This window comes from Bisbaumannia pacifica, assembly GCF_007989625.1.
GTDB lineage: Bacteria > Pseudomonadota > Gammaproteobacteria > Pseudomonadales > Halomonadaceae > Bisbaumannia > Bisbaumannia pacifica.
Map to the genome: position 1 here is coordinate 20,114 of NZ_BJUK01000032.1, position 21,795 is coordinate 41,908.

At 65.2% G+C, this 21,795-nt stretch carries 19 protein-coding genes and 1 other RNA gene; 8 read left to right on the forward strand and 12 right to left on the reverse strand.

All coding sequences use genetic code 11. From position 1 onward, the window contains the following. The first annotated feature begins 318 nt into the window (after positions 1–318). From dctP to HPA02_RS13000, 3 genes are all read left to right on the forward strand, one after another. Positions 319–1,371 (forward strand): TRAP transporter substrate-binding protein DctP, encoded by a 1,053-nt coding sequence (dctP, locus tag HPA02_RS12990; protein ID WP_222593998.1) that lies wholly within the window; start codon positions 319–321, stop codon positions 1,369–1,371. Between the two features lie 64 nt (positions 1,372–1,435). Then, the gene (locus HPA02_RS12995) at positions 1,436–1,939 is read left to right on the forward strand and encodes a TRAP transporter small permease subunit (protein ID WP_146803632.1); all 504 of its coding nucleotides are present in this window, start codon (positions 1,436–1,438) and stop codon (positions 1,937–1,939) included. Then, positions 1,939–3,258, forward strand: coding sequence for a TRAP transporter large permease (locus tag HPA02_RS13000; protein ID WP_146803633.1), 1,320 nt, complete (start codon positions 1,939–1,941; stop codon positions 3,256–3,258). Before HPA02_RS12995 ends, HPA02_RS13000 begins: the two co-directional genes overlap by 1 nt. Before the next feature lie 435 nt (positions 3,259–3,693). Here HPA02_RS13000 and HPA02_RS13005 read toward each other — a convergent pair whose 3' ends face one another. Together HPA02_RS13005 and aptA are read right to left on the reverse strand one after the other, a co-directional pair. Further along, positions 3,694–5,184 (reverse strand): CoA-acylating methylmalonate-semialdehyde dehydrogenase, encoded by a 1,491-nt coding sequence (locus tag HPA02_RS13005; RefSeq protein WP_146803634.1) that lies wholly within the window; start codon positions 5,182–5,184, stop codon positions 3,694–3,696. A gap of 36 nt (positions 5,185–5,220) precedes the next feature. Continuing rightward, the gene (gene aptA, locus HPA02_RS13010; protein WP_146803635.1) at positions 5,221–6,564 is read right to left on the reverse strand and encodes an omega-aminotransferase AptA; all 1,344 of its coding nucleotides are present in this window, start codon (positions 6,562–6,564) and stop codon (positions 5,221–5,223) included. Between the two features lie 158 nt (positions 6,565–6,722). On the opposite strand from aptA, the gene HPA02_RS13015 reads away from it, so the two are divergent. Both HPA02_RS13015 and HPA02_RS13020 read left to right on the forward strand, forming a co-directional pair. Continuing rightward, the gene (locus HPA02_RS13015) at positions 6,723–7,646 is read left to right on the forward strand and encodes a LysR family transcriptional regulator (RefSeq protein WP_146803636.1); all 924 of its coding nucleotides are present in this window, start codon (positions 6,723–6,725) and stop codon (positions 7,644–7,646) included. Positions 7,647–7,717: 71 nt separating this feature from the next. Then, positions 7,718–8,143: a DUF3617 domain-containing protein gene (locus HPA02_RS13020; RefSeq protein ID WP_146803637.1), complete on the forward strand. Its 426-nt coding sequence runs from the start codon at positions 7,718–7,720 to the stop codon at positions 8,141–8,143. Between the two features lie 91 nt (positions 8,144–8,234). Here HPA02_RS13020 and HPA02_RS13025 read toward each other — a convergent pair whose 3' ends face one another. Further along, positions 8,235–11,348, reverse strand: a complete 3,114-nt coding sequence (locus HPA02_RS13025; RefSeq protein ID WP_146803638.1) for an efflux RND transporter permease subunit — start codon at positions 11,346–11,348, stop codon at positions 8,235–8,237. After that, entirely contained in the window at positions 11,348–12,451 is a 1,104-nt protein-coding gene (locus HPA02_RS13030) for an efflux RND transporter periplasmic adaptor subunit (RefSeq protein ID WP_146803639.1), read from the reverse strand. The genes HPA02_RS13025 and HPA02_RS13030 overlap by 1 nt, the downstream gene beginning before the upstream one ends. A gap of 207 nt (positions 12,452–12,658) precedes the next feature. Here HPA02_RS13030 and HPA02_RS13035 point away from each other — a divergent pair, with 207 nt between their 5' ends. Beyond that, positions 12,659–13,840 (forward strand): BaiN/RdsA family NAD(P)/FAD-dependent oxidoreductase, encoded by a 1,182-nt coding sequence (locus tag HPA02_RS13035; RefSeq protein WP_146803640.1) that lies wholly within the window; start codon positions 12,659–12,661, stop codon positions 13,838–13,840. Between the two features lie 80 nt (positions 13,841–13,920). After that, positions 13,921–14,157 carry a GDCCVxC domain-containing (seleno)protein gene (locus tag HPA02_RS13040; RefSeq protein WP_146803641.1) on the forward strand — a complete coding sequence of 79 codons (237 nt, stop codon included), beginning with the start codon at positions 13,921–13,923 and terminating at the stop codon, positions 14,155–14,157. On the opposite strand, the gene HPA02_RS13045 is transcribed toward HPA02_RS13040, so the two are convergent. From HPA02_RS13045 to HPA02_RS13075, 7 genes are all read right to left on the reverse strand, one after another. Next, on the reverse strand, positions 14,154–14,450 hold the full coding sequence (locus tag HPA02_RS13045) for a YqjK family protein (protein ID WP_146803642.1): 297 nt from the start codon (positions 14,448–14,450) through the stop codon (positions 14,154–14,156). The genes HPA02_RS13040 and HPA02_RS13045 overlap by 4 nt on opposite strands. Before the next feature lie 66 nt (positions 14,451–14,516). Next, on the reverse strand, positions 14,517–14,921 hold the full coding sequence (locus tag HPA02_RS13050; protein WP_146803643.1) for a phage holin family protein: 405 nt from the start codon (positions 14,919–14,921) through the stop codon (positions 14,517–14,519). Continuing rightward, the gene (locus HPA02_RS13055; RefSeq protein ID WP_146803644.1) at positions 14,921–15,253 is read right to left on the reverse strand and encodes an ElaB/YgaM/YqjD family protein; all 333 of its coding nucleotides are present in this window, start codon (positions 15,251–15,253) and stop codon (positions 14,921–14,923) included. The genes HPA02_RS13050 and HPA02_RS13055 overlap by 1 nt, the downstream gene beginning before the upstream one ends. 70 nt (positions 15,254–15,323) lie before the next feature. Beyond that, the gene (locus HPA02_RS13060) at positions 15,324–16,346 is read right to left on the reverse strand and encodes a phospholipase A (protein ID WP_146803645.1); all 1,023 of its coding nucleotides are present in this window, start codon (positions 16,344–16,346) and stop codon (positions 15,324–15,326) included. Between the two features lie 90 nt (positions 16,347–16,436). After that, on the reverse strand, positions 16,437–17,201 hold the full coding sequence (locus tag HPA02_RS13065) for a TlyA family RNA methyltransferase (RefSeq protein WP_146803646.1): 765 nt from the start codon (positions 17,199–17,201) through the stop codon (positions 16,437–16,439). Positions 17,202–17,273: 72 nt separating this feature from the next. Continuing rightward, the gene (locus HPA02_RS13070) at positions 17,274–19,310 is read right to left on the reverse strand and encodes a hypothetical protein (RefSeq protein WP_146803647.1); all 2,037 of its coding nucleotides are present in this window, start codon (positions 19,308–19,310) and stop codon (positions 17,274–17,276) included. A gap of 30 nt (positions 19,311–19,340) precedes the next feature. Next, positions 19,341–20,564 (reverse strand): ATP-grasp domain-containing protein, encoded by a 1,224-nt coding sequence (locus HPA02_RS13075; protein ID WP_146803648.1) that lies wholly within the window; start codon positions 20,562–20,564, stop codon positions 19,341–19,343. Positions 20,565–20,741: 177 nt separating this feature from the next. Between HPA02_RS13075 and ffs the strand changes: the two genes are divergently transcribed. Next, an RNA gene (ffs, locus tag HPA02_RS13080) (signal recognition particle sRNA small type) lies at positions 20,742–20,838 on the forward strand. Positions 20,839–20,964: 126 nt separating this feature from the next. Here ffs and HPA02_RS13085 read toward each other — a convergent pair. Beyond that, positions 20,965–21,762, reverse strand: a complete 798-nt coding sequence (locus tag HPA02_RS13085; protein WP_146803649.1) for a DUF2201 family putative metallopeptidase — start codon at positions 21,760–21,762, stop codon at positions 20,965–20,967. Between the last annotated feature and the right edge of the window lie 33 nt (positions 21,763–21,795).

Sequence of the window (21,795 nt, forward strand, 5' to 3'; positions counted from 1 at the left end):
AAAATATATTTTATACATTCTTCGGGGTCGCCGAATCTGGCCTTCGAAGAGGTGCGTCTTCAATAACTGCCAGCGGAGAAGCCCGCGGGCAGTGGACGCTGAACGCGGATAACGATGTCGTGACCCTGGTGGTCAGGGTCATCAAGGCATGGCGTGATTATCGGGGGCCTAGGCACTCTAGGGTGCCAAGATATCTGGCTTTCCAATAATGAAGAAGCTATTGATTTTTAGTTGCTTGGTGCATCAAAAAGTGCTGGGTGATATCTATCCGGCACACTTCATGCGTGCCGAAAAAACCACAAGAAAGGGGAGTCTTACATGACCCAAAAACAACGTTTGGCTGCGGTCTTAATCAGCGCCTCTATGGCTTCGCCAGTTATGGCTGCCGAGATCGAGTGGCGGATTCCTACCTCAGTTCCAGATGGTTCACCTATCTTTGAGAACTTTCTCGAACGCTTCGCCGTCAATGCGTCGACCCTGACGGAGGGGCGGGTTGAGATTTCCCCCTTCGGTGCAGGAGTTCTGGTCCCGGCGCTTCAGGTCTACGAGGCAGTGAAGGAAGGTACCGTCGATGCGGGGCACTCCACCCCTAGTTACTTGGTTAACCAAGACCCAATCAATGCTATCTTTGCCGGCTTCCCCGGTGGCATGGGACCACAAGCCTATATTAACTGGATCTACGAGGGGGGCGGTCTAGAAAGGCTTCAGGAGATTCGCGCCAGTGAAGGCCTCCACTCCCTCGTTGTTGGAATTGGCTCGACCGAGGTGTTCGCGCACTCGAATGTCCCCATTCACGGCCCCGAGGACCTTGATGGTATTAAGTATCGTACTTCCGGCCCTTGGGCCGAGGTCATGCGGGAGTACTATAATGCCGTTCCGACGGTGGTTCCGCCCGGCGATACGTATACATTGCTGCAGCGAAACGGGGTGGATGCCGTGGAGTGGGCAACGCCTTCCAGCAATCAGCCGGAAGGCTTCCACGAAGCGGCTCGTTATATCGTGGTGCCTGGCGTTCATCAGCCTACGTTCCTCTGGGAAGTGGTAACCCGACAGGAGACCTGGGATCAGGTACCCGACGATCTAAAACCATTGATCGAAGCGGCCGCCAAGCTGACCACCTACGAGGGGCTGAGTAATTTTTATCATCACGACCTGCAGGCAATGGAAACTTATCGCTCAGGCAGGAATGAAGTCATTAGCCTCGATGATTCCTTCGTCGGGGAGCTTGCCGAAAACGGTCGTGAGTGGATGAATAACCAGGCGACAGAGCGCAGCCAGGCAGGGGACACTCGTATGACCGATATCCTGGAAGGGTACAATGAGTATCAGGAGCGCTGGAGTGCTCAGCAGGATTATTTGATCACCAACTGACCCCGGTGGCAGGGGACCCATCTAAGGGTCCCCTTATGCGCTGTCTACTGGGAAGGAAATGAAAATGATCCTAAATTTGATCGATAAAATTTCTTGGCTGTCTGCCTGGGTTAGCAAGGCCCTTCTGATCGTTCTTACAGGAGCGATGTTGTACGAGGTGGTGGCGCGCTATGCCTTCAATGCCTCTACTATCTGGGCGTTCGATATCTCTTATATGGTCACGGGCGCTGTGTTTCTCCTGGGTGTGGCCTGGACCGCTCGCGAGGATGGTCACGTACGGGTCGATGTGGTCAGTAATCTGATGCCAAAGCACATCTCCGCCACTATCAATGGTGTGGCTTATATGATGCTGATGTGTCCAATTGTTTCGCTTATGGCTTGGCATGGCTGGAAGAAGTCATGGAAGGCTTTTGTGACCGGGGAAGTAGATATGGTGAGTATATGGGCACCCAAGATGTGGCCATTTTATGGAATTATTGCCGTCGGGTTAACCCTCCTGGCGCTTCAGCTTTTCGCCCAGGGTGTCAGGTACTTCATTGATAAAAACACGCTCGGGGAGAAAGGGTAATGGATCTGTTGATCTCGGCTTTGATGTTTCCCGGGCTCTTCTTGCTGATTTTCTTGGGAATTCCTGTCGCTTTCTCGCTGGTCATCGTCTCGGTGGTGGCGGGCTGGTTTGCCTTCGGCCCACTGGTCTTTCAGCAGTTGTACGGTAGTATCTATAGCGCTGCTTCCAACTATGTGCTGGCATCTATCCCCTTGTTTGTAATGATGGGTGCCATACTGGAAAAGTCTGGGATTGCCAAGAATCTTTTTAATGCTATCCAGATGTGGATTGGTCGTCTGCCGGGTGGTTTGGCTTTGACGACGATCGCCATGGCGGCAATCTTTGCCGCGGCTTCTGGTGTCGTAGGGGCCGTGGAAATAATGATCGGGCTGATGGCCATTCCGGCCATGCGCGCCTATAAGTATCACAACTCCCTAATTAGTGGCACTATCTGTGCGGGTGGCTCGCTGGGAACGATTATTCCGCCCACTGTCATCGTGGTGGTCTATGCCGCTCTTGCCCAGTTGTCTATTGGTGAGCTTTTCGCCGCAATTATTATGCCCGGCGGAATCATGCTTACGCTGTTTGTCGTCTATATCGTTGGACGTTGCTTGCTACGCCCTGAAGACGGCCCGGTGCCTGCGCAAGCGGAGGACCCTTACCCTCTTAGCAAGAAGTTGGCAATTACCATGAAGGCACTGGTTCCGCCACTCCTGCTTATGCTCTCTGTGCTGGGTTCACTGTTGGGTGGGATTGCCTCTCCCACTGAGGCTGCCGCCGTGGGTGTGGCTGGCGCAGTGATTCTGGCGGTGATCAATGGTGGGGTTTCACTGAAATCCATGACAGATTCTCTCGGGCTCACGGTGCGCATTACTGCGATGATCTTGATGATCGTAGCCGGGGGAACCATGTTTACGGGTATCTTTGCTGTGAATGGTGGCGGAGACATGGTCAGCGCGATTGCCACCGGGCTAGGCGGTGGTACGACGGGTGTCATTCTGTTCTTCTTGGCTGTCACCTTCTTGCTGGGATTCGTGCTTGACTGGACCTCCATCGTGTTAATCTGCGTGCCTATCTTCACGCCGATCGTCAGGCAGATGGGGATTGATCCTGTGTGGTTCGCCACCCTGGTGTTGGTGACTATTCAGACCAGCTATTTGACCCCGCCGATGGCATCTTCAATTTTCTACCTGAAATCAATCGCACCAAAAGACATTACTTACGGTCAGATGTGCCGAGGCGTGCTTCCCTTTATTGCCGTTCAGTTGATCACTTTGCTGATCGTGGCATTGTTTCCAGTTACGGCGACCTGGCTGCCAGACAAGATAGTTGGTTTCTGATTTTCCTTTCCTCTGTTTGAAGTATGTCTGGGTCACCAAGAGTGGCCCAGATTTTTAAGTTTTTCGCGTTCTGGCGTGAATGCCATCGATCGGTTGAGTGCTTGGCCATAAGTTCTGATGTCGACACCTGATCAAATCGTCAAGGCGTTGTACTCAGACACCCTGTCTTCCCAGTGAGGATATGGCGCCCGGGGCGATGGCATCCGGGTATCAAGACGCTCGGCCGTTTCGCGGGCCCGGGACTCCGCGTGACCGGCGATCATCGGCAGAGCACTGGCGGTGCCGGGGGAGTAGGCCCACATCGCCATCGATGATCACCCGCGGGTGGCCTTTGGCCGATGTATCAACCACGAAACCCGGATACCCTCAACACCGGATCGGGTCGCCCCGATCCGGTGTTATCAATACCGCGATGTTAGTCGAGTATTCTGTTTATCAGGAGGGGAAGGAGAACTGCGCGCCTTCGCGTACCCCGGCGGAGGGCCAGCGCTGGGTGATGGTCTTGCGCTTGGTGTAGAAGCGCACCGCGTCCGGGCCGTAGGCGGACAGGTCGCCGAACAGCGAGCGCTTCCAGCCGCCGAAGCTGTGGTAGGAAACCGGCACCGGCAGCGGCACATTGATGCCCACCATGCCGACCTGGATGTGATCGCTGAAGTAGCGGGCCGCCTCGCCGTCGCGGGTGTAGATGCAGGTGCCGTTGCCGTATTCGTGGTCGTCGATCAGCGTCATGGCCTCCTGCATGGTGTCGACCCGCACCACCAGCAGCACCGGGCCGAAGATCTCTTCCAGGTAGCAGGTCATCTCCGGGGTCACCCGGTCGATCAGGGTGCCGCCCACGTAGAAGCCGTTCTCGAAGCCCGGCACTTGCACGCCGCGGCCATCGACGACGATCTCGGCGCCCTGGGCCTCGGCGCTGTCGATATAGCCGCAGACCTTCTCCTGGTGCGCCTGGGTGATCACCGGGCCGAAGTCGTTGCTCTCGTCGAAGTGGGGGCCCACCTTGAGGGTCGCCAGGCGCTCGCGCATCTTGGTGACCAGGGCGTCGGCGGCGGCGTCGCCCACCGCCACGGCCACGGACAGCGCCATGCAGCGCTCGCCGGAGGAGCCGAAGGCGGCGCCGGTCAGGGAGTCGACCACGTTATCCATATCGGCATCGGGCATGACGATGGCGTGGTTCTTGGCGCCGCCCAGGGCCTGGCAGCGCTTGCCGTGGGCGCTGGCCCGGCCGTAGATGTAGTCGGCGATGGGGGTGGAGCCGACGAAGCTGACGGCCTGCACCCGCGGGGCATCGAGCAGGGTGTCGACGGCCTCCTTGTCGCCATTGACCACGTTGAGCACCCCGGCGGGGAGCCCCGCCTCCAGGGCCAGCTCGGCGATATAGAGGGTCGAGGTGGGGTCGCGCTCGGAGGGCTTGAGCACGAAGGTGTTGCCGGTGGCGATGGCCATGGGGTACATCCACAGCGGCACCATGGCCGGGAAATTGAAGGGGGTGATGCCGGCCACCACCCCCAGCGGCTGGAACTCGCTCCAGGAGTCGATATTGGGGCCGACGTTCTTGCTGTGCTCGCCCTTGAGCAGCTCCGGCACGCCGCAGGCGTACTCGACGTTCTCGATGCCGCGCTGCAGTTCGCCCTTGGCGTCATGGGTGATCTTGCCGTGCTCGAGGCCGATCAGCCGGCAGATCTCCTCGGCGTGCTCTTCCAGCAGTTGCTTGAAGCGGTACATGACCCGGGCGCGCTTGGCGGGCGGGGTGTTGCGCCAGGCCGGGAAGGCGGCCTGGGCGGCTTCGATGGCGGCCTCCACGGTGGCTTGGCTGGCCAGGCTGACCCGGCTTGCCACCTCGCCGGTGGAGGGGTTGTAGACGGCCTGGGTGCGGGTGGCGTCGTCGACGCGGACGCCGTTGATCAGGTGGCCGAGAGTGGTCATTGCAGTACCTCTAGCTAACAGGTGGGTCGGTCGTGTTCAGTCCAGTTCGCCGAGGGCGTCGCCCAGCACATTGATCAGCCGGTCGATCTCCTCGGGCTCGACGATAAAGGGCAGGCCGAGTTGGATGGTGTCGCCGCCGTAGCGCACATAGACTCCCTTCTCCCAGCACTTCATGGCGATCTCGAAGGGGCGGCGGGCCGGCTCACCGGCGTAGGGCTCGATTTGCAGGGCGCCGGCCAGGCCATAGTTGCGGATATCGCTGACGTAGCGGCTGCCCTTGAGGGAGTGCAGGGCGTGCTCGAAGCGCGGGCTCATCTCGCGCACCCGCTCGATCAGGCGGTCGTTCTCGAGCACCTCCAGGGTGGCCAGCGCCGCGGCACAGGCCACCGGGTGGCCCGAGTAGGTGTAGCCGTGGGGCAGCTCGAGCATATAGTCGGGGCCGCCCTGCTCCATAAAGGTCCGGTAGATCTCGCCCTGGACGATCACCGCGCCCATAGGCACCGCGCCGTTGGTGAGCTGCTTGGCGACGTTCATGATGTCCGGCACCACGCCGAAGGCGTCGGCGCCGGTCATGGCGCCCATGCGCCCGAAGCCGGTGATCACCTCGTCGAAGATCAGCAGGATCTCGTGCTGGTCACAGATCTCCCGCAGCCTTTGCAGATAGCCCTTGGGGGGCGGAATCACCCCGGCGGAGCCGGCCAGGGGCTCGACGATCACCGCGGCGATATTGGAGGCGTTGTGCAGGGCGATCAGCTCGAGCAGCTCCTCGGCCTTGTCGGCGCCCCGCTCGGGCAGGCCGCGGGTGAAGGCGTTCTCGGCCAGCAGGGTGTGGGGCAGGTGGTCGGCATCGATACCCTGGCCGAAGAGGGCGCGATTGGCGCCGATGCCGCCCAGGCTGATGCCGCCGAAGTTGACCCCGTGATAGCCCTTGGCGCGGCCGATCAGCTTGGTCTTGGTGGGCCGGCCCTTCTTGCGCCAGTAGGCGCGGGCGATCTTCAGGGCGGTGTCGGCGCTCTCCGAGCCGGAGCCGGTGAAGAAGGCGTGATCGAGGCCCTCGGGGGTCAGCTCACGCAAGCGATGGGCCAGCTCGAAGGCCTTGGGGTGGCCGAACTGGAAGGCCGGCGCGTAGTCGAGCTCGGCGAGCTGGCGGCTCACCGCCTCGGTGATCTCCGGGCGGCCATGACCGGCGCCGCAGGTCCACAGGCCCGAGAGGCCATCGAAGACCTGGCGGCCGTCGGCGTCGGTGAAGTAGCTGCCCCGGGCGCCGACGATGATCCGCGGGTCGCGCTTGAACTGGCGATTGCCGGTGTAGGGCATCCAGTAGGCATCCAGCTGCTCGGGGCTCGGGCCCATGGTCTGGGGGAGATCACGCTCTGACATGGCCGCATCCTCGGTTGGCGTTGCCATTGGTGGGGGATGAGTCGCAGGCTAGCCCCGGTAGGTGATAAGTTAAATCCAGATTTTTTTACGTTTATAAAAGCGTCTGGTTAACTTTATGGGGCGGGGCGATATCGTCCCACTGCCGGGAGGGGAGGGTTATGTCGCGGCATAGGGAAGTCTTGGGAGGACGGCTCAGCGATACCGATCTGCGCCTGCTGCGGATCTACCGCCAGGTGGTGGAGTGTGGCGGTTTCTCCGCCGCCGAGGTGGAGCTCAATATCAGCCGCGCCGCCATCAGCATGGCCATGAACGACCTGGAGACGCGGCTCGGCCTGCGGCTCTGCCAGCGGGGACGCAGCGGCTTTTCCCTGACCGACGAGGGCGCCGAGGTCTACGAAGCGGTGCTGCAGCTACTGGCGGCGGTGGAGGGCTTTCGTACCCGGGTCAATGGGCTGCATGCGCGACTCAAGGGCGAGCTCAATATCGGCATCACCGATAACCTGGTGACCATGCCGGAGATGCATATCACCCACGCCCTGAGTGCCCTCAAGGCGCGTGGCCCGGAGGTGCGCATCAATATCCGCATGATCCCGCCCAGCGATATCGAGCTGGGGGTGCTCGACGGTCGCCTGCATACCGGCGTGGTGCCGGCCCTCAAGACCCTACCCGGGCTGGAGTACCTGTCGCTCTATGAGGAGACCTCGCGGCTCTACTGCGCGACGGGGCATCCGTTATTTGCGGCCGAGGCGGTCGACGAGGCGGCGCTCGGCGAGTGCGATGCGGTGGTGCCGGCCTATGCCCAGACGCCGGAGATCAAGGCTTGCCATGCGCCCCTGCGGGCCACCGCCTCCGCCACCGATCGCGAGGGCATCGCCTTTTTGATCCTCTCGGGGCGCTATCTTGGCTACCTGCCGACCCACTATGCCGAGCGTTGGGTCGGCGAGGGGCGCATGCGTGCCCTGAACCCCGAGCGCTGGCACTACCTCACCCACTACAGTGCCATCACCCGCAAGGGAGCGCCGCCCAATCTGGTGGTGGAGCATTACCTGGAGGCGCTGAGGCGCCTGGTGGCGGCGGCCTGACGCCGCGATTTCCCCTCGACGCCGCCATGGCATAAGCTGCGGTGTACATTCATGACATCCGGAGTCCTCCCATGCTGCCGCGCGCTCTGCTCGTTTCTGCCGCCCTGGCCCTGCCCCTGGCCGCCCAGGCCGAAGCCCCCGACCTGCTGCCCGGTCAGTGGGAGTTCACCAGCACCACCACCGTGGAAGGCGATATGCCGATCCCCGAGCAGAACGAGACGCACCAGGAGTGCCTGACTCAGGAGGAGATCGATGAGGCGCCGATGACCCTGATCGAGGAGGAGGAGGGCTGCGAGCTGCTGGAGCAGAATGTCAGCGCCGCCGGCATGGACTATCGCATGCGCTGTACCGGGGAGGGTGGCGAGGCCGATATCGTCGGGAGCATGAGCTATCTGCGGGATCGCGCCGAGGGCACCATGCGCGTGGAGATGACCACGCCCATGGGCGAGATGGTCATGAACACCGAGATCCAGGCCGAGCGGCTGGGCGACTGCTAAGGAGTCGCCTGCCACGCGGGAACAACGTCATGGGGCTGGATCTTGGATCCGGCCCCATGCTTTTGGCGAGGGAAGACGACGGGAGCGGGGATCAGCCCCGGCCGCCCTCGGCCTCCATTTCCGCCTCCAGGCGTCGCGCCACGTCGCCGGGGGAGCCGGTCTTGCGCGCCAGCAGGTCGTAGGCCACCGGCACCACGAACAGCGTGAAGACGGTGGCGGCGGCCAGCCCGCAGAGGATCACGGTGCCGATCACCAGGCGGCTCTCGGCGCCGGCGCCGCCGGAGACGATCAGCGGCACGGCGCCGGCCATGGTGGTCGCCGCGGTCATCACGATGGGCCGCAGGCGGGTCACCGAGGCCTCGATCAGGGCGTCGTGGAAGGCGTGACCCGCATCGCGCAGCTGGTTGGCGAACTCGACGATCAGGATGCCGTTCTTGGCGGCCAGCCCCACCAGCATCACCAGGCCCACCTGGCTATAGATGTTCAGCGACTGTCCGGTCAGGTAGAGCCCCAGCAGGGCACCGCAGATCGCCAGGGGCACGCTGAGCATGATCACGAAGGGGTGCACGAAGCTCTCGAACTGGGCGGCCAGCACCAGGAAGACCACCAGGATGCCCATCCCCAGCAGGAAGGCGGTGGCGCCGCTGGCCTCCTGGTAGTCGCGGGAGGCGCCCTTGAGGTCGGTCTGGGCCTCCGCGGGCAGCACCTCGGCCACGGCACTCTCCAGGTAGGCGAGGGCCTCGCCCAGGGGGTAGCCGTCGGCCAGGTCGGCCTGGAGGGTGATGGCACGCACCCGGTTGAAGCGGTTGAGGGTACTGGGGCCGGCGAAGTCGGTGAGGGTCACCAGGCTGGCCAGGGGGATCAGCTCGCCGCTGCGCGCCGAGCGCACTCGCAGGCTCTCTAGGCTGGCGGGGCTGGAACGGGCCCTGGGCTCGCCCTCGAGGATGACGTCATACTCCTCGCCGTCATCCACGTAGCGGGTCACGGTGCGACCGCCGAGCAGGGTCTCCAGGGTGCGGCCGATCTCGGTGACGGTGACGCCGAGGGCTGCGGCGCGCTCATAGTCGATCTCCACGCGCAGCTGGGGCTGGTTCTCCTCGTAGTCGCTCTCCAGGCCGATCAGGCGTGGGTTGTCCTCGCGGATATGCGCTATCAGGGTGTCGCGCCATTCTGCGAGCCGCTCGTAGGTGCCGCCGCCCAGCACGAACTGCACCGGCTTCTCGACGCGCATGCCGAAGCCCTGGCGCATCACCGGGAAGGCGCGGATGCCGGGCAGGTCGGCGAGTTCCTGGCGGATCTCGTTCATGATGCTCCAGGCGTCGCGGCGGCTGCCCCAGTCGGCCAGGTTGACGATCACGAAGCCGCCGTTGAAGTTCTCGATATTGCCCCAGCCCCGCGGCGCCCGCACCACCACGCGCTCCACCTCCCCGGCCTCCACCATGGGCAGCAGTCGCGCCTCGATCTCGTCCATGTAGTCGAGCATGTAGTCATAGGTGGCGCCGGGGGGGCCATTGACCAGCACGAAGAAGTTGCCGCGATCCTCCTGGGGGGTGTATTCCTTGGCCAGGTTGGCGTTGAGCCACAGCATGCCGGCGATGACCCCGGCCAGCAGCGCCAGGACCAGGAAACGGTGGCGCAGGGCGCCTTCCAGCAGTCGCCGGTAGACGCAGCGGCAGTGCTCCAGGGCCCACTGCACGGCCCGGGCCAGGCGGCCCTCCTGCATCTCGGCGGTCAGCAGCTTGGAGGCCATCATCGGCGTCAGGGTCAGGGCCAGCAGGCTGGAGAGGATCACCGCGGCGGCCAGCGTCAGGGCGAACTCCGAGAAGAGCCGGCCGATGTCCCCCTGCAAGAAGCTCAGCGGCACGAAGACCGCCACCAGCACCAGGGTGGTGGCGATCACCGCGAAGGCGATCTGGCGGGTGCCGCGAAAGGCCGCCACCAGGGGCGTCTCGCCGTGGTCGTGCATGCGCCGGTGGATATTCTCCAGCACCACGATGGCGTCATCGACGATCAGGCCGATGGCCAGCACCAGGGCCAGTAGGGTCAGCAGGTTGATGGTGAAGCCCATCGCCGCCAGGGCGGCGAAGGTGCCGATCAGGGCGATGGGCACGGTCACCGCCGGGATCAGGGTGGTACGCAGGTTGCCGAGGAACAGGAAGATCGCCACCACCACCAGGCCCATGGCGATAAACAGGGTCTGTACCACCTGGGAGATGGCCCCCTCGACGAACACCGAGGCATCGAAATTGAGGCGCAGCTCCATGCCCTCGGGGAGGGTGTCCTGCAGGCGGGCCATCTCGGCCTGTACGCCCTCGGAGATCTCCAGCACATTGGCGGTGGACTGCTTCATCATGCCCAGGCCCACCATGGGGGTGCCGTTGCCGCGGAAGATGGTGCGCTCCTCCACCGCGCCGATCTCCACCCGGGCCACGTCGCCAAGGCGTACCAGGTAGCCGTCGTCGCCCTCGGTCAGCACCAGGCGGCGGAAGTCCTCGGGGCTGGCGAAGCCGCGCGGCAGGCGCACGATAAACTGGCGATCGCGGGATTCGATGGCGCCGCCGGGCAGTTCGACGTTCTCGCGGCGCAGGGTGTCTTCCACGTCGCCGGCGGTGAGGTCGCGGGCCGCCAGGGCATCGGGATCGAGCCAGACGCGCATGGCGTACTCCCGTCCCCCGCCGACGAGCACCTGGGAGACCCCGGGCAGTACCGAGAAGCGGTCCACCAGGTAGCGGTTGGCGTAGTCGGTGAGCTCGGCCATGTCGTAGTTCGCGCCGGAGAGCGATAGCCACAGCACCACGTCGGAGCTGGAGTCGGCCTTCTGCACCTCGGGCGGCTCGGCCTCCTCGGGCAGGTTGTCCAGGGCCCCGGAGATGCGGTCGCGGATATCGTTGGCAGCGGCGTCGATGTCCTTGTCGAGGCCGAATTCCACGCCGATGCTGGAGCGCCCATCCTCGCTGGAGGAGGAGATCACCTGGATGCCGGAGATGCCGGAGATGCGATCCTCCAGCACCTGAGTGATGCGGGTCTCCACCACGCTGGCCGAGGCCCCGGGATAGCGGGTGTCGATGCCCACCACCGGCGGATCGATGGCGGGGTACTCCTGTAGCGGCAGGCGCTCGAGGGCCAGCAGGCCGAAGGCGACGATCAGGGCGGCCAGTACCGTGGCCAGCACCGGGCGTTGAACGGAGAGGTCGGAGAGGCGCATCAGCCGTTGGCCTCCGTGGCGCCGCGATCCCGGCGCAGCAACTCGGGGATGCTGGTGTTCTCATCGAGGATGCCCAGCAGGCGGGGCGTCTGGCCATCCCGTACCCGCTCGGTGCCGTGGGCCACCACCAGGTCGTCGGCGACCAGGCCCTCGATCACCTCCACCTCGCCTTCACGGCGCGCGCCGATGGTGATCTCGCGCCGCGCCACCCGATAGTCGTCGGCCTCGTCGAGCACCAGCACGTACTGGCGATTGCCCTCGGGAATCAGCGCCGACTCGGGGATCACCAGGGCATCGCGGGGGGCGCGTCGGACCACCACATTCATCAGCATGCCGGGGCGCAGGCGGCCCTCGGGGTTGGCGAGTTCGGCGCGCACCATGAGGCTGCGGCTGACCGGGTCGACGCGACTGCCGAGGCTGGCGATCTCGCCGGCGAAGACCTCGTCGGGGTAGGCGGGGCTGGTGGCGGAGAGCGGCAGGCCCTCGGCGAGCTGGCCGAGCACCGTCTCGGGGAGGGTGAAGTCGAGCCTCATGATATCCAGCTTGTCGAGGGTCACCAGCTCGGTGCCGGGGGTGACCAGGGTGCCGACGCTGATATCGCGAAAGCCGACCCGGCCCGCGAAGGGCGCGCGGATATGGTAATCGGCGAGCCGGGCCTCCAGGGCCTGAATCTCCGCCTCGGCCTGACGCAACTGGGCCTGGGCATCCTCCACGTCGGCGCGCGGCGCCAGGTTGCGGCTCTGCAGCTGGGCGAGGCGATTCACCGCATTGCGACGCTCGTCGCGTAGGGCCTGGGCGACGCGCAGGTTGGCCTGGGCCTCGTCATCGGCTAGGCGCACCAGTAGCTGCCCGGCCTCGACGCTCTCGCCGTCGCGGAAGTTCAGCTCGCGGACGATATCGGTCACCGTGGCCGAGAGGGTCACGCTCTCGTCGGCGCGCAGGGTACCCAGCGACGCCAGCGGATCGGACCAGGCCGAGAGGCTGGCGCGGGCGGCAATCACCGCGCTGGCCTGCTGGGCTTGGGCCATGCCGGGTAGTAGCAGCACGAGCAGCAGCAGTGGCAGCCATGGGCGGGTCGAGACGGGCGAGAGGATCGATGGCATGGGCAGCAGTCACGGTCGATGAGAAGAAACCGGCGCGTCCTGCGCCGGGTGAGTCGGGGCGTCGCTTATCAGGCTAATGGCATCGCCAGGCCGAGAGTATGACAAAAAACGGCAAGCACTCCATTCCCTGTACGGAGGTTGTACGGGGTGGGAAAGTTCCCTGGCCCCGGGTAGAATCCGCGGCCCACGCGTCCTCAGGAGTTCCGCATGTCGTCCTCTCCCGATGTGGTGATCATCGGTGCCGGTGCCGCTGGCCTGATGTGTGCCCTCACCGCCGGCTATGCCGGCAAGCGGGTGCTGGTGCTCGACCACGCCAACAAGGCCGGCAAGAAGATCCTGATGTCCGGCGGGGGACGCTGCAATTTCACCAACCTGGCCAGTTCGTCGACCAACTTCTTCTCCGCCAACCCGCACTTCTGTATCTCGGCGCTGAAGCGCTACCGGCCGGAGCACTTCGTCGAGCTGGTGGAACGCCATGGCCTGGAGTACGTGGAGAAGGCGCCGGGGCAGCTGTTCTGCGCTCACTCCGCCAAGGAGCTGCTGGCGATCCTGCTGACCGAGTGCGACTGGGCCGGGGTGGAGATTCGCCTCAAGACCGCCATCGAGCGCGTCGAGCGCCATGGCGAGGGCATGCGCCTGCATACCTCGGCGGGGCGGATCGATACTGGCGCCCTGGTGGTGGCCACCGGCGGGCTGTCGATTCCCACCCTGGGCGCCAGTGGATTCGGCTTCGACCTGGCCCGCCAGTTCGGCCTCGCCGTCACCGCGACGCGGCCGGCCCTGGTGCCCTTCACCCTGACCTCCCAGTGGAAGGCGCGGGCCGAGGCGCTCGCCGGGGTGGCCTGCGAGGTGGCGGTACGCTGTCGCGACGGTCACTACCGCGAGCCCATGCTGTTTACCCATCGCGGGCTCTCCGGCCCCGCCATGCTGCAGATCTCCAGCTACTGGGAGGCCGGCGACGAGCTGGCCATCGCCCTGCTGCCCGGTGTCGATGCCTTCGAGGCCCTGGTCGCGGCGCGTCGCGAGACTCCCAGGCGTCAACTGAGTACCTGGCTCGCCGAACGCCTGCCCAAGCGGCTGGCCCAGGCCTTGATCGACTGGTATGGCGGCGACGGCATCCTCGCCGAGCGCAGCAATGCCGACCTGGAGGCCTGGGCCCGGCGCCTCGATGAGTGGCGCCTCAAACCAGCCGGCACCGAGGGCTGGCGAACCGCCGAGGTGACCCTGGGCGGCGTCGATACCCGTGCCATCTCGTCCAAGACCTTCGCCGTGGCGGGGCTGCCCCAGCTACGCTTTATCGGTGAGGTGCTGGACGTGACCGGTGAATTGGGCGGTCATAACTTCCAGTGGGCCTGGGCCAGCGGGGTCGCCTGCGGCCAGGCGATGTGATTCGCCGTGGCGTTGAGTCGCCTTCGGGCCGGCGCGCGAGACCTCGCATAGACTGAGGGTAAGCCGCCTGGGAGGGGAGCATGGGATTAGGAGTCCTGCTGAAATCGACGCTGACCTGTCCGGAGTGTGGCCACCGGGAGGTAGAGACCATGCCTTGCGATGCCTGCCTGTGGTTCTACGAATGCCGCGGCTGCGGACGGCTGTTGCATCCCCTGCCGGGAGATTGCTGTGTGTTCTGCTCCTATGGCAGCGTGGCCTGCCCACCGGCGCAGAGTGCCGCGCCTCGCCAGGCAGGCGACAAGGAGCTGGGCTCCTAGCGGCGGATCAACAGGCGTCGCGCTCGGTGCCACAACAGGGCCCCGGTGGCGGCGCGTCGCGCCAGGCGCAGCAGGGCGCGCGGGCGCTTGGCACCCCGCCAGGCCAGCAGGCCACCGACGCCATAGAGGGCGCCTCGCCAGTGCCGCAGCGCTCGCCAGCGAGCGTCCAGCTCGCCACCGGCGCCATGCCAGCGCTCGGCGGCCACCAGCAGGTCGATGCGCTGCTGTTCGATCCGCCTTTCCAGCATGGCCCGGCGTCTTGCCCGCTCATCGCGTCGTTCGGCGTGGCTCATGGTGCCCGGTGCTCCGTATCGAGACGATCGATAGGCGCTGCCCGGAGCGTCTCGCGTGCCGCCCGCTTATCGCGGTTCATGGGCATCGCCTCCGCTCTCCAGCAGCTCCCGGTCGGTGGCCAGGTGGCGCAGGGTGCCCTTGAGCAGGCTGGGACGGCGGGCCAGTCGGCGCGCCCAGAGCCCGCATCCCAGGCCGGCGCCGAGTAGCGCCAGGCTGCAGGCGACCAATGCCAGCAGGCGATGGCTGTCCCAGAACACCACCACGACCAGCAGCACCAGCACCACCAGGCCCAGCAGCAGCAGGATCAGGCAGAGCCCGATCACCAGCAGCAGGCTGACCAGGCGGGCACGCTCCTCCTCGAGCTCCAGGACCAGCAGCCGCAGGCGCGTCTCGCCGATGCCCACCAGGCTCTTGAGCAGTTGCTTGGCCGCCGCGAAGAGGCGTCCCGCCGGTCCCTGGCCATCGCTCATCAGCGCCGCCCGATCAGCAGCCCGATCACCACCCCCACGGCGGCGCCGATGCCGACGCTGGTCCAGGGGTTGTCGTGAACATAGCGGTCGCAGCTGTCCACCTGGTCGCGGACGCTGTCCCGGGCCTCGCTATAGAGGCGCTCGCCGCGGGCCTCGAGGCGATGGCGAGTCTCCTGCAGGCGCTGTTCGGCCTTCTCGCGCAACTGTTTGATATTGCTTCGGGAGTCGTCGGCGGTGGCACCGACCAGTTCCTCAAGGGTCTGGGTCAGGTGCTCCAGGTCGGCCTTGAGCTGCTCGGTGCTGGCATCGGTGCGGGGGGTACGACTGGCCATCGGGTCTTCCTCTGACGGTAAATGACAGGCTCAGCATAGCAGCCGCGGATGGCGGTGCAATCGGCGGTGCTCACTCTGGATGGGTGCTGAACAGGGGATTGATGCTGAAGCCGAGGCTGACGCGCTGCACCCGGTGATCATAGTCGATCAGGCTTTCGCCATAGCCCTGGTAGTACTGGAGGTGGCCGCGGATTCGCCCGAACAGGGGCCAGGAGTAGTCGAGCTGGGTTCCCAGGTGGCCGGCACCGGGATTGCCCCGGACCAGCAGGCTGGCCTCGTGGTCGCCGGCGAAGCGACGGGCTATGCCGATATCGCCATACCCCAGGTAGCGTTCGAGATCGGGGTTGTCATCGTCGCCGGCGGATTCGGGGATGCGCCAGTGGGGGGTGAGGCTGACCGCCCAGTCGCCATGCTGAAATAGCAGGTCCGCATAGAGGCGATTCCAGCTGCGGGAGACGGGATTGGAGCGACCATTGGATTGGTGGCTGAAGCCCAGGCGGTTGCGGGTATTGGTCCAGCCCAGCAGGGTCCAGGCGTTATCGAAGCTGAGAAACAGCTCCGGCTCGTAGTTGGTCTCCCGGAAGGGGGAAGAGGCCTCGGTATTGTAGGCCTGCCACCAGCTGCGCTGGGTAAAGGCGAAGAAGAGGTCGCCGTTGTTGCCGACCAGGTCCTCGATCAGGTTGACCTTGACGCTGAACTGGAACTTGACCTCGGTATCGCTGGGGCCATTGGCCTCGGTGATGGCGCGGAAGGCATCACGGTTGGGGCGATTATTGAAGCTGACCGGCAGCAGGTAGTTGCGCCGATAGGCGGTGATCGCCAGCGGGTTGCGGGTCGACTCCCGTTCCAGGGCGCGGCGCTGGCGGATCTCGCTGAGCACGGCCTCGCCGGGAGCCTCGCCCTGGTCCGGCGCCGCCTCCTCGGCGGGGGCCTCGACCAGGCGTTGGCGCAGGCTATCGAGTTCGCCCTCGAGGGAGTGAATGCGGGCTTCGATGTCGCGACGCTCGGCGTCGCTCAGGCTAGCGGCGGCCGGAGTGGCCAGGAGCAGCAGGCCAAGCACGCAGAGCGAGGTCAGGCGGGGAGTCGCGATCATGGTGGCTATCCATAGCTAGAGTCATGAGGCGTTTCTACCATGCTACCCGACCAAGTCAACGCCGGATACTGGCACTCGAGTGAGCCTGGCTCAGCGGCGGCGGCCGTAGAGCAGAAACTCGCGGTTGCCGTCGCCGCCGAGGATCGGGCTATCCCCCCAGTGACGGACCTCGAAACCGAGCTCGTCACAGCAGTGCCGCAGCCGGGCCTCCACGTCCGCATAGAGGCTTGGATCGGCCACCACGCCCCGGGCATTGACGCGTCCGGGGCCGACCTCGAACTGCGGTTTGACCAGGCTGAGCAGCTCGCTCCCCGGGGGCAACAGGCGTGCCAGGGCCGGCAGGATCAGCGTCTGGGAGATAAAAGAGACATCCATCACCGCCAGGTCCGGGCCGCTGGCGCCTTGCGCCGCCAGGGCCGCCGCCAGTTCGGGGGCGGTATCCATGTGCCTGGCATTGAGCCCCTCCAGGCAGGTCAGGCGGGGATCGCCGCGCAGGCCGGAATCGAGTTGATCATGACCGACCTCCACGCCGATCACATGGCGGGCGCCATGCCGCAGGGCGCAGTCGCTGAAGCCGCCGGTGGACTGGCCCACGTCGAGTACCAGGCGTCCGGTCAGGTCGAGCCCCAGGGCCTCGAGCAGCGCCTCGAGCTTGAGGCCGGCCCGGGAGACGTAGCGCTCCTCGGGGTCCTCCTCCACTCGCAGCCGGCTCTCCAGGGGCAGTTTCTCGCCGGGCTTGGTAAGCACCCGGTCGGCGTCGACCAGGCTGACGCGGCCGTGACGAATCAGGCGCTGAGCGCGGGAGCGGGAGCGGACCAGGCCCTGGGTAACGAGCAGTTGGTCGAGGCGTTGCATGGGCATCATCGGCAAGGCATCGCAGGATAGGGGCAGGCAGTATAGCGCCGCCCCGGGGTTTGAGGCGATGGCTCAGGCATCCGGAGCCGCGGGGCCTGGCCCGGCCTGGAGCGCGCCCCCGGGCAGGCGGTCTGCCCCCCAACTGCGCATCAGGTAACCGAGGGCCTCGTCCAGGCTGGCCTGGGGAACCTGTTCCACCTCGCCGCGCTCCTGGGGGTCGAAATGGAAGATATAGAGTCGTGACACGAACTGCTCCACCGGCAGCGACCCCTCACCGAAGCGCTCGCCATGGCCGGCGGTGCTGACCCGGACGTCATCGCCCCAGTCCTGACCGCTGTCGTTGTTGGGATTGAAGAAATAGACGCGCATCACTTCCTCGGGGTCCAGGGCCACCCGCAGGATGGTGATGGCGTGCCAGCCGATAAAACGGGCGGCGCTGTCGGTGACGGCGATGCCGGCGGGCTGAGGATGAATCAGCGGCTGACTGCCATTGTAGAAGGGGTGGTAGGCGGCATAGAAGTGGCGCAGGAAGTCTTCGGGTTCGAGCAGTCGGCCGCTGGCGACATCCACGTTGATACGAAAGCCGCGCCCGGCCCACCAGCCGTGAAACTCCGGATTGACCCAGCGATGGGGGTCTCCTTCGCGTTCCTGGCAGCGGCGCCCCATCTCTACATAGATGCGGTCTAAGTGGGGGACCACGATCAGCGAGACCGGGTCGAGGTCCAGGGGCGGGCCCGCGGCCAGCCCGGGCTGGCTGTCCCGGGAGGAGATCGGGTGGCCCTCGAAGTGCATCACGACTTCGTCGTCCCGGGCCGCCCAGGCGACCATCTGCAGCAGATAGTCGGGGTCATTGTAGGCCCACATGGAGAGCGCGCGGGCCGACTGGCAGGTGGGGTTGTTGCCTTGCCCCACGCCAAGCGGCTGCCCGAGCATGCACAGCACCCCCTCCAGCAACCGCGCCCGGGGGCCCGGCGTCTCGCCGAACACTCGTGCCAGGTGCCGAGCATTCGTCGGATGGAGGGGCAGGGCCAGCTGACGCCACAGGGCTGGCGCCACCGGTGGCTGATAGAGGATGCCGCGTTCGAGCATCAACGCCAGGCCATAGGTGGCCTGGGCGGTATCCGGATGCACCGCTTCGTCGATCAGGGCATGTACCAGCTCGCGGTAGCAGAGCAGGCAGTCGCGGCCGGTGGACGACAGCCCCAGGGCCTCGGCGACCAGGTAGTCGCCGCGTTGCAGCAGGTGGCGCAGCAACAGGGGGTGATAGGGCGAGACCAGGCCGGTGTCATGCATCGCCCGGGCGAACCCCGAGGCCTCGTACTGCAGGCCGCCGTCATCCATGCTGACCAGGCGCTCGGCATAGGCCTCGAGGCCAGGATCCTCGCGGCAGCCTTGGGTCGGGCCGTAGAGGCTGCTGATCAGGCGGTCGGCACCCTGGCCGCTGGCGCCCAGCTCAATGCTGGGATCGGCGCGGCAGATGGCGATCTGGGTGATCATGCGCTTGACCGCCTCCACCTGGATGGGGCGCTGTTGCAGGATGCGCCAGATCTCGTCGATCAACGGGTCGACGACGCGCTCATAGCCGATATGCTCGGCCAGGTGCTGGAGCAGGCGCTGGGGCAGCTCACACAGGCGTCCCTGGGTCTCCCGCTGCGCCTCGCTGGGTGGCGTGAATAGACGCCCCAGGTTGATGGCCAGCACCTGGGTCAGGAAGTGGAGTGCCTGCTCGGCGGAGACCTGGGGGTGGCGATACTCGCCTAGGGTCACGGCCAGCAGGCGCAACTCACTCAAGGCCTCAATGGTCAGGGTCTCGGCCTGGGGGCTCTCGAAGGTCACCGCGGTCAGCGAAGGGATCAGGCTCTGGGGGTGGGCCCAGTCACTGCCGGCGAAGACGCCGGCCTCCTCCACAGAGCGGGCGCGAGCCCGCAGAGCCGCGGCCCCTCCCGGTTGAAGCAGCACGCGACGGGCGGTATCCAGTACTCGTGGCAGCTTGGCCGGCTTGGCGAAGGGGCGTGCGCCGGCGAGTCGATCGATGGCATCGTCCAGCTTGGCCAGCAGGCCCTCGAGCCTGCCGGCGTCGAGGGGGGAGGGAGGGATCTCGGGGCTCACGCCGTGTCCTTAGTCTGGTGCCTGGGGGGATTATACATAGAAGTCCAGGCTCTCCTGGCGCTTAAGCAGATCGCGCATCTCGTTGGGGTCGTCACCGGTGAAGTAGACCAGCCCCCAGTGGGTGCCGAAGGCGGAACGCTTGGTCACGGTCTCCTGCAGCGGCGGCGTCAGCTCGTGGGACTCGAAGTAGGGGTGATCCTCGGTCTCCTCGGGAATCTCCAGGCGGCTGACCACCCGCAGCCGCGGGTAGACCCCGAAGCAGCCGGCATAGCCCTTGGCATCCACCACCTCGCGGGGAAAGAAGGCCTTCACTTCGTCTTCGGTGCTCTTGGGATCGAAGACCAGCATGCTGGCCTGGTAGGCGTTGAAGCCATAGACCCGCTCCAGCAACTCGAAGACCTTGAAGCCCGGCGGGCGATAGGCGACCTCGCCGAAGTACATCTCGCCATCGCTGGTGACGAAGTACTCTGGGTGAATCAGCCCGAACTCGATATCGAAGGTCTTGATCAACTTCTCGATCTGGGCGGTGATCTGGGCACGATACTGCTCCAAATCCGGCGAGGCGGGCACGAACACCGAAAAGCCCAGGGTCACGTATTCCGAGATGTTCAGGAAACGGATCTTGCCCTTATGGATCCAGGCCTCCACGGCGAACTCCCAGCCGTCCAGGTGCGATTCCATCAGGGCGGGAAACTCCTCATCGGGGATGGCATCCACGTCGTCGGGGGTGCGGATCACCCGGTGGCCCAGGCAGCCGGCCTTGTCGAAGGCCTTGACGTGGATGGGGTCATTGGGATCGCCGTCGAGCTTGAGCAGTGTCTGATTGACGCGCCGCAGGAAGCGCATGACATCGTCCCGGTCGTGGGCCTCTTCGAAGATGCCCACGCGGATCCCCCCCAACTGAGCGCGGCGTTTCATCAGCGACTTGTCGCGCATCAACATCGATTGACCCAGCAGGCGGGGGTTATCGAGCAGCACCGAGTTGATGGCGCCGGCCCACTCCACCGTCTCCTCGAAGAGTGGAATCGCCACGTCGACCCCCATCTCCTTGAGGGTCTGGGCGATCTCCATGGAGCGATCGTTGAGGCGCTCGAAGTTCCAGGGGAGATAAGGGATGTCATGTTCCTGGCAGTAGGGTTCGGCCCAATCCGGGGCGACTACCACATAGCGACGGTCGAAGTTTTCGGCGGCCTCAATGGCATTCAGGCTCCAGCCGAGCAGCGCGATATAGCCCTTGTCAGGGTGCTTCTTCATGGGGAAGTGCCTCTGCGTCGATGGGTGGCTACCCCTTAACCATGGACGCCAGGCCGGGGAATTGCCACTGCCCTTGCGGGGGCTACGGGCCGCTGTTATAGTGCCCCGCGTCGAGTCGGGTGGCTGCTTCAGCACGGCTCTTCGCGAGGCTCGAGGCGTCCTCCGTTATGGTGGCCCCGTCGGTCCTCCCGCAACGCTAAGCCGCAAACCCCGCCAGGCCCGGAAGGGAGCAACGGTAGTGGTGGTCGCGTGTGCCGGGATGTGGCTGTCGGGGCCGCCTCCATTTCTGGCCGAGCCTTCTCCTCGGCTTGCCTACCATTCATTCCTAGACTCCATTCCTAGACTCGGTTTGCTCTCGCCTCGTGCTCGTTAACACGTGGCGTCTCGTGATGCGTGCTCGTCAGCGATTGAGCAGGTGATCATGAAGGGGGCCAACCCGTACCTCTCTGCTGGCCTGCTCCCGCCATAGGTTGGCCAGGGCCACATCCGGCTCCAGGGGAGCATAGTCCGGGTCCACGCGATCGACGTCGCCGGGGTGGCGGGGGCTGTCCAGGGGGTGGCAATCGAAGTGATGGTCCCATTGAGGGTGGGGGTGAGCGGCCAGCCAGTCATAGACCTGACCGCTATGGCGCCCGGCCTGGGAGAAGTAGAAGACGGCGTCGCGGGGGAGGTTCAGGCCCTCGAGCAGCACCAGGTAGTTGGCCTCGTGCTCGCAGGCCAGGTTCCAGCGCAGGGTGTCTCGGTGTGGCTGCGCCACGATATGCCCGCAGACGCAGTGCCACACCAGGTGGGCCGTGATAAAGCGACGCTCTTCCGGCGTCAGCATGGCAGCAAAGACGGCATGGAAAAAGAGATGCTGCCCGTCGGTGGTCACCGTGGCGAGACGATCATCCATGACCGCGACCGGGGTCAGGTAGCGCGCCAGGCGCGCCGAGGTCCCGCCTCGCTCGATCCACGAGTGGATATCTTGCGCCCACTGCCGCTGCTGCGAGGCTTTTTGCGGGTGAGACTCAAGGGGCGACTCTCGCTGTCGTGGGCACAGCGCATCGATCAAGGACATGGCGGATTCCTCCATGAATATGACGAGAGCGTGAACACTATTGGTCAGCCTATGTCGGGGAGCGGGAGGCCGCCGTCGGCTTTCGCTGACGGCGAAGGTAAGACACTCCCGCGACGACCGGGCGAGTGACGCGCTCATAAAAGTTTTTTACCAAAGCCCTTGCAGGGCCCC

What these genes read in the sequence shown, in the direction of transcription:
- dctP (WP_222593998.1), top strand. Translation starts at nt 319, where the DNA reads ATGACCCAAAAACAACGTTTGGCTGCGGTCTTAATCAGCGCCTCTATG.
- HPA02_RS12995 (WP_146803632.1), top strand. Translation starts at nt 1,436, where the DNA reads ATGATCCTAAATTTGATCGATAAAATTTCTTGGCTGTCTGCCTGGGTT.
- HPA02_RS13000 (WP_146803633.1), top strand. Translation starts at nt 1,939, where the DNA reads ATGGATCTGTTGATCTCGGCTTTGATGTTTCCCGGGCTCTTCTTGCTG.
- HPA02_RS13005 (WP_146803634.1), bottom strand. Translation starts at nt 5,184, where the DNA reads ATGACCACTCTCGGCCACCTGATCAACGGCGTCCGCGTCGACGACGCC.
- aptA (WP_146803635.1), bottom strand. Translation starts at nt 6,564, where the DNA reads ATGTCAGAGCGTGATCTCCCCCAGACCATGGGCCCGAGCCCCGAGCAG.
- HPA02_RS13015 (WP_146803636.1), top strand. Translation starts at nt 6,723, where the DNA reads ATGTCGCGGCATAGGGAAGTCTTGGGAGGACGGCTCAGCGATACCGAT.
- HPA02_RS13020 (WP_146803637.1), top strand. Translation starts at nt 7,718, where the DNA reads ATGCTGCCGCGCGCTCTGCTCGTTTCTGCCGCCCTGGCCCTGCCCCTG.
- HPA02_RS13025 (WP_146803638.1), bottom strand. Translation starts at nt 11,348, where the DNA reads ATGCGCCTCTCCGACCTCTCCGTTCAACGCCCGGTGCTGGCCACGGTA.
- HPA02_RS13030 (WP_146803639.1), bottom strand. Translation starts at nt 12,451, where the DNA reads ATGCCATCGATCCTCTCGCCCGTCTCGACCCGCCCATGGCTGCCACTG.
- HPA02_RS13035 (WP_146803640.1), top strand. Translation starts at nt 12,659, where the DNA reads ATGTCGTCCTCTCCCGATGTGGTGATCATCGGTGCCGGTGCCGCTGGC.
- HPA02_RS13040 (WP_146803641.1), top strand. Translation starts at nt 13,921, where the DNA reads ATGGGATTAGGAGTCCTGCTGAAATCGACGCTGACCTGTCCGGAGTGT.
- HPA02_RS13045 (WP_146803642.1), bottom strand. Translation starts at nt 14,450, where the DNA reads ATGAGCCACGCCGAACGACGCGATGAGCGGGCAAGACGCCGGGCCATG.
- HPA02_RS13050 (WP_146803643.1), bottom strand. Translation starts at nt 14,921, where the DNA reads ATGAGCGATGGCCAGGGACCGGCGGGACGCCTCTTCGCGGCGGCCAAG.
- HPA02_RS13055 (WP_146803644.1), bottom strand. Translation starts at nt 15,253, where the DNA reads ATGGCCAGTCGTACCCCCCGCACCGATGCCAGCACCGAGCAGCTCAAG.
- HPA02_RS13060 (WP_146803645.1), bottom strand. Translation starts at nt 16,346, where the DNA reads ATGATCGCGACTCCCCGCCTGACCTCGCTCTGCGTGCTTGGCCTGCTG.
- HPA02_RS13065 (WP_146803646.1), bottom strand. Translation starts at nt 17,201, where the DNA reads ATGCAACGCCTCGACCAACTGCTCGTTACCCAGGGCCTGGTCCGCTCC.
- HPA02_RS13075 (WP_146803648.1), bottom strand. Translation starts at nt 20,564, where the DNA reads ATGAAGAAGCACCCTGACAAGGGCTATATCGCGCTGCTCGGCTGGAGC.
- HPA02_RS13085 (WP_146803649.1), bottom strand. Translation starts at nt 21,762, where the DNA reads ATGAGCGCGTCACTCGCCCGGTCGTCGCGGGAGTGTCTTACCTTCGCC.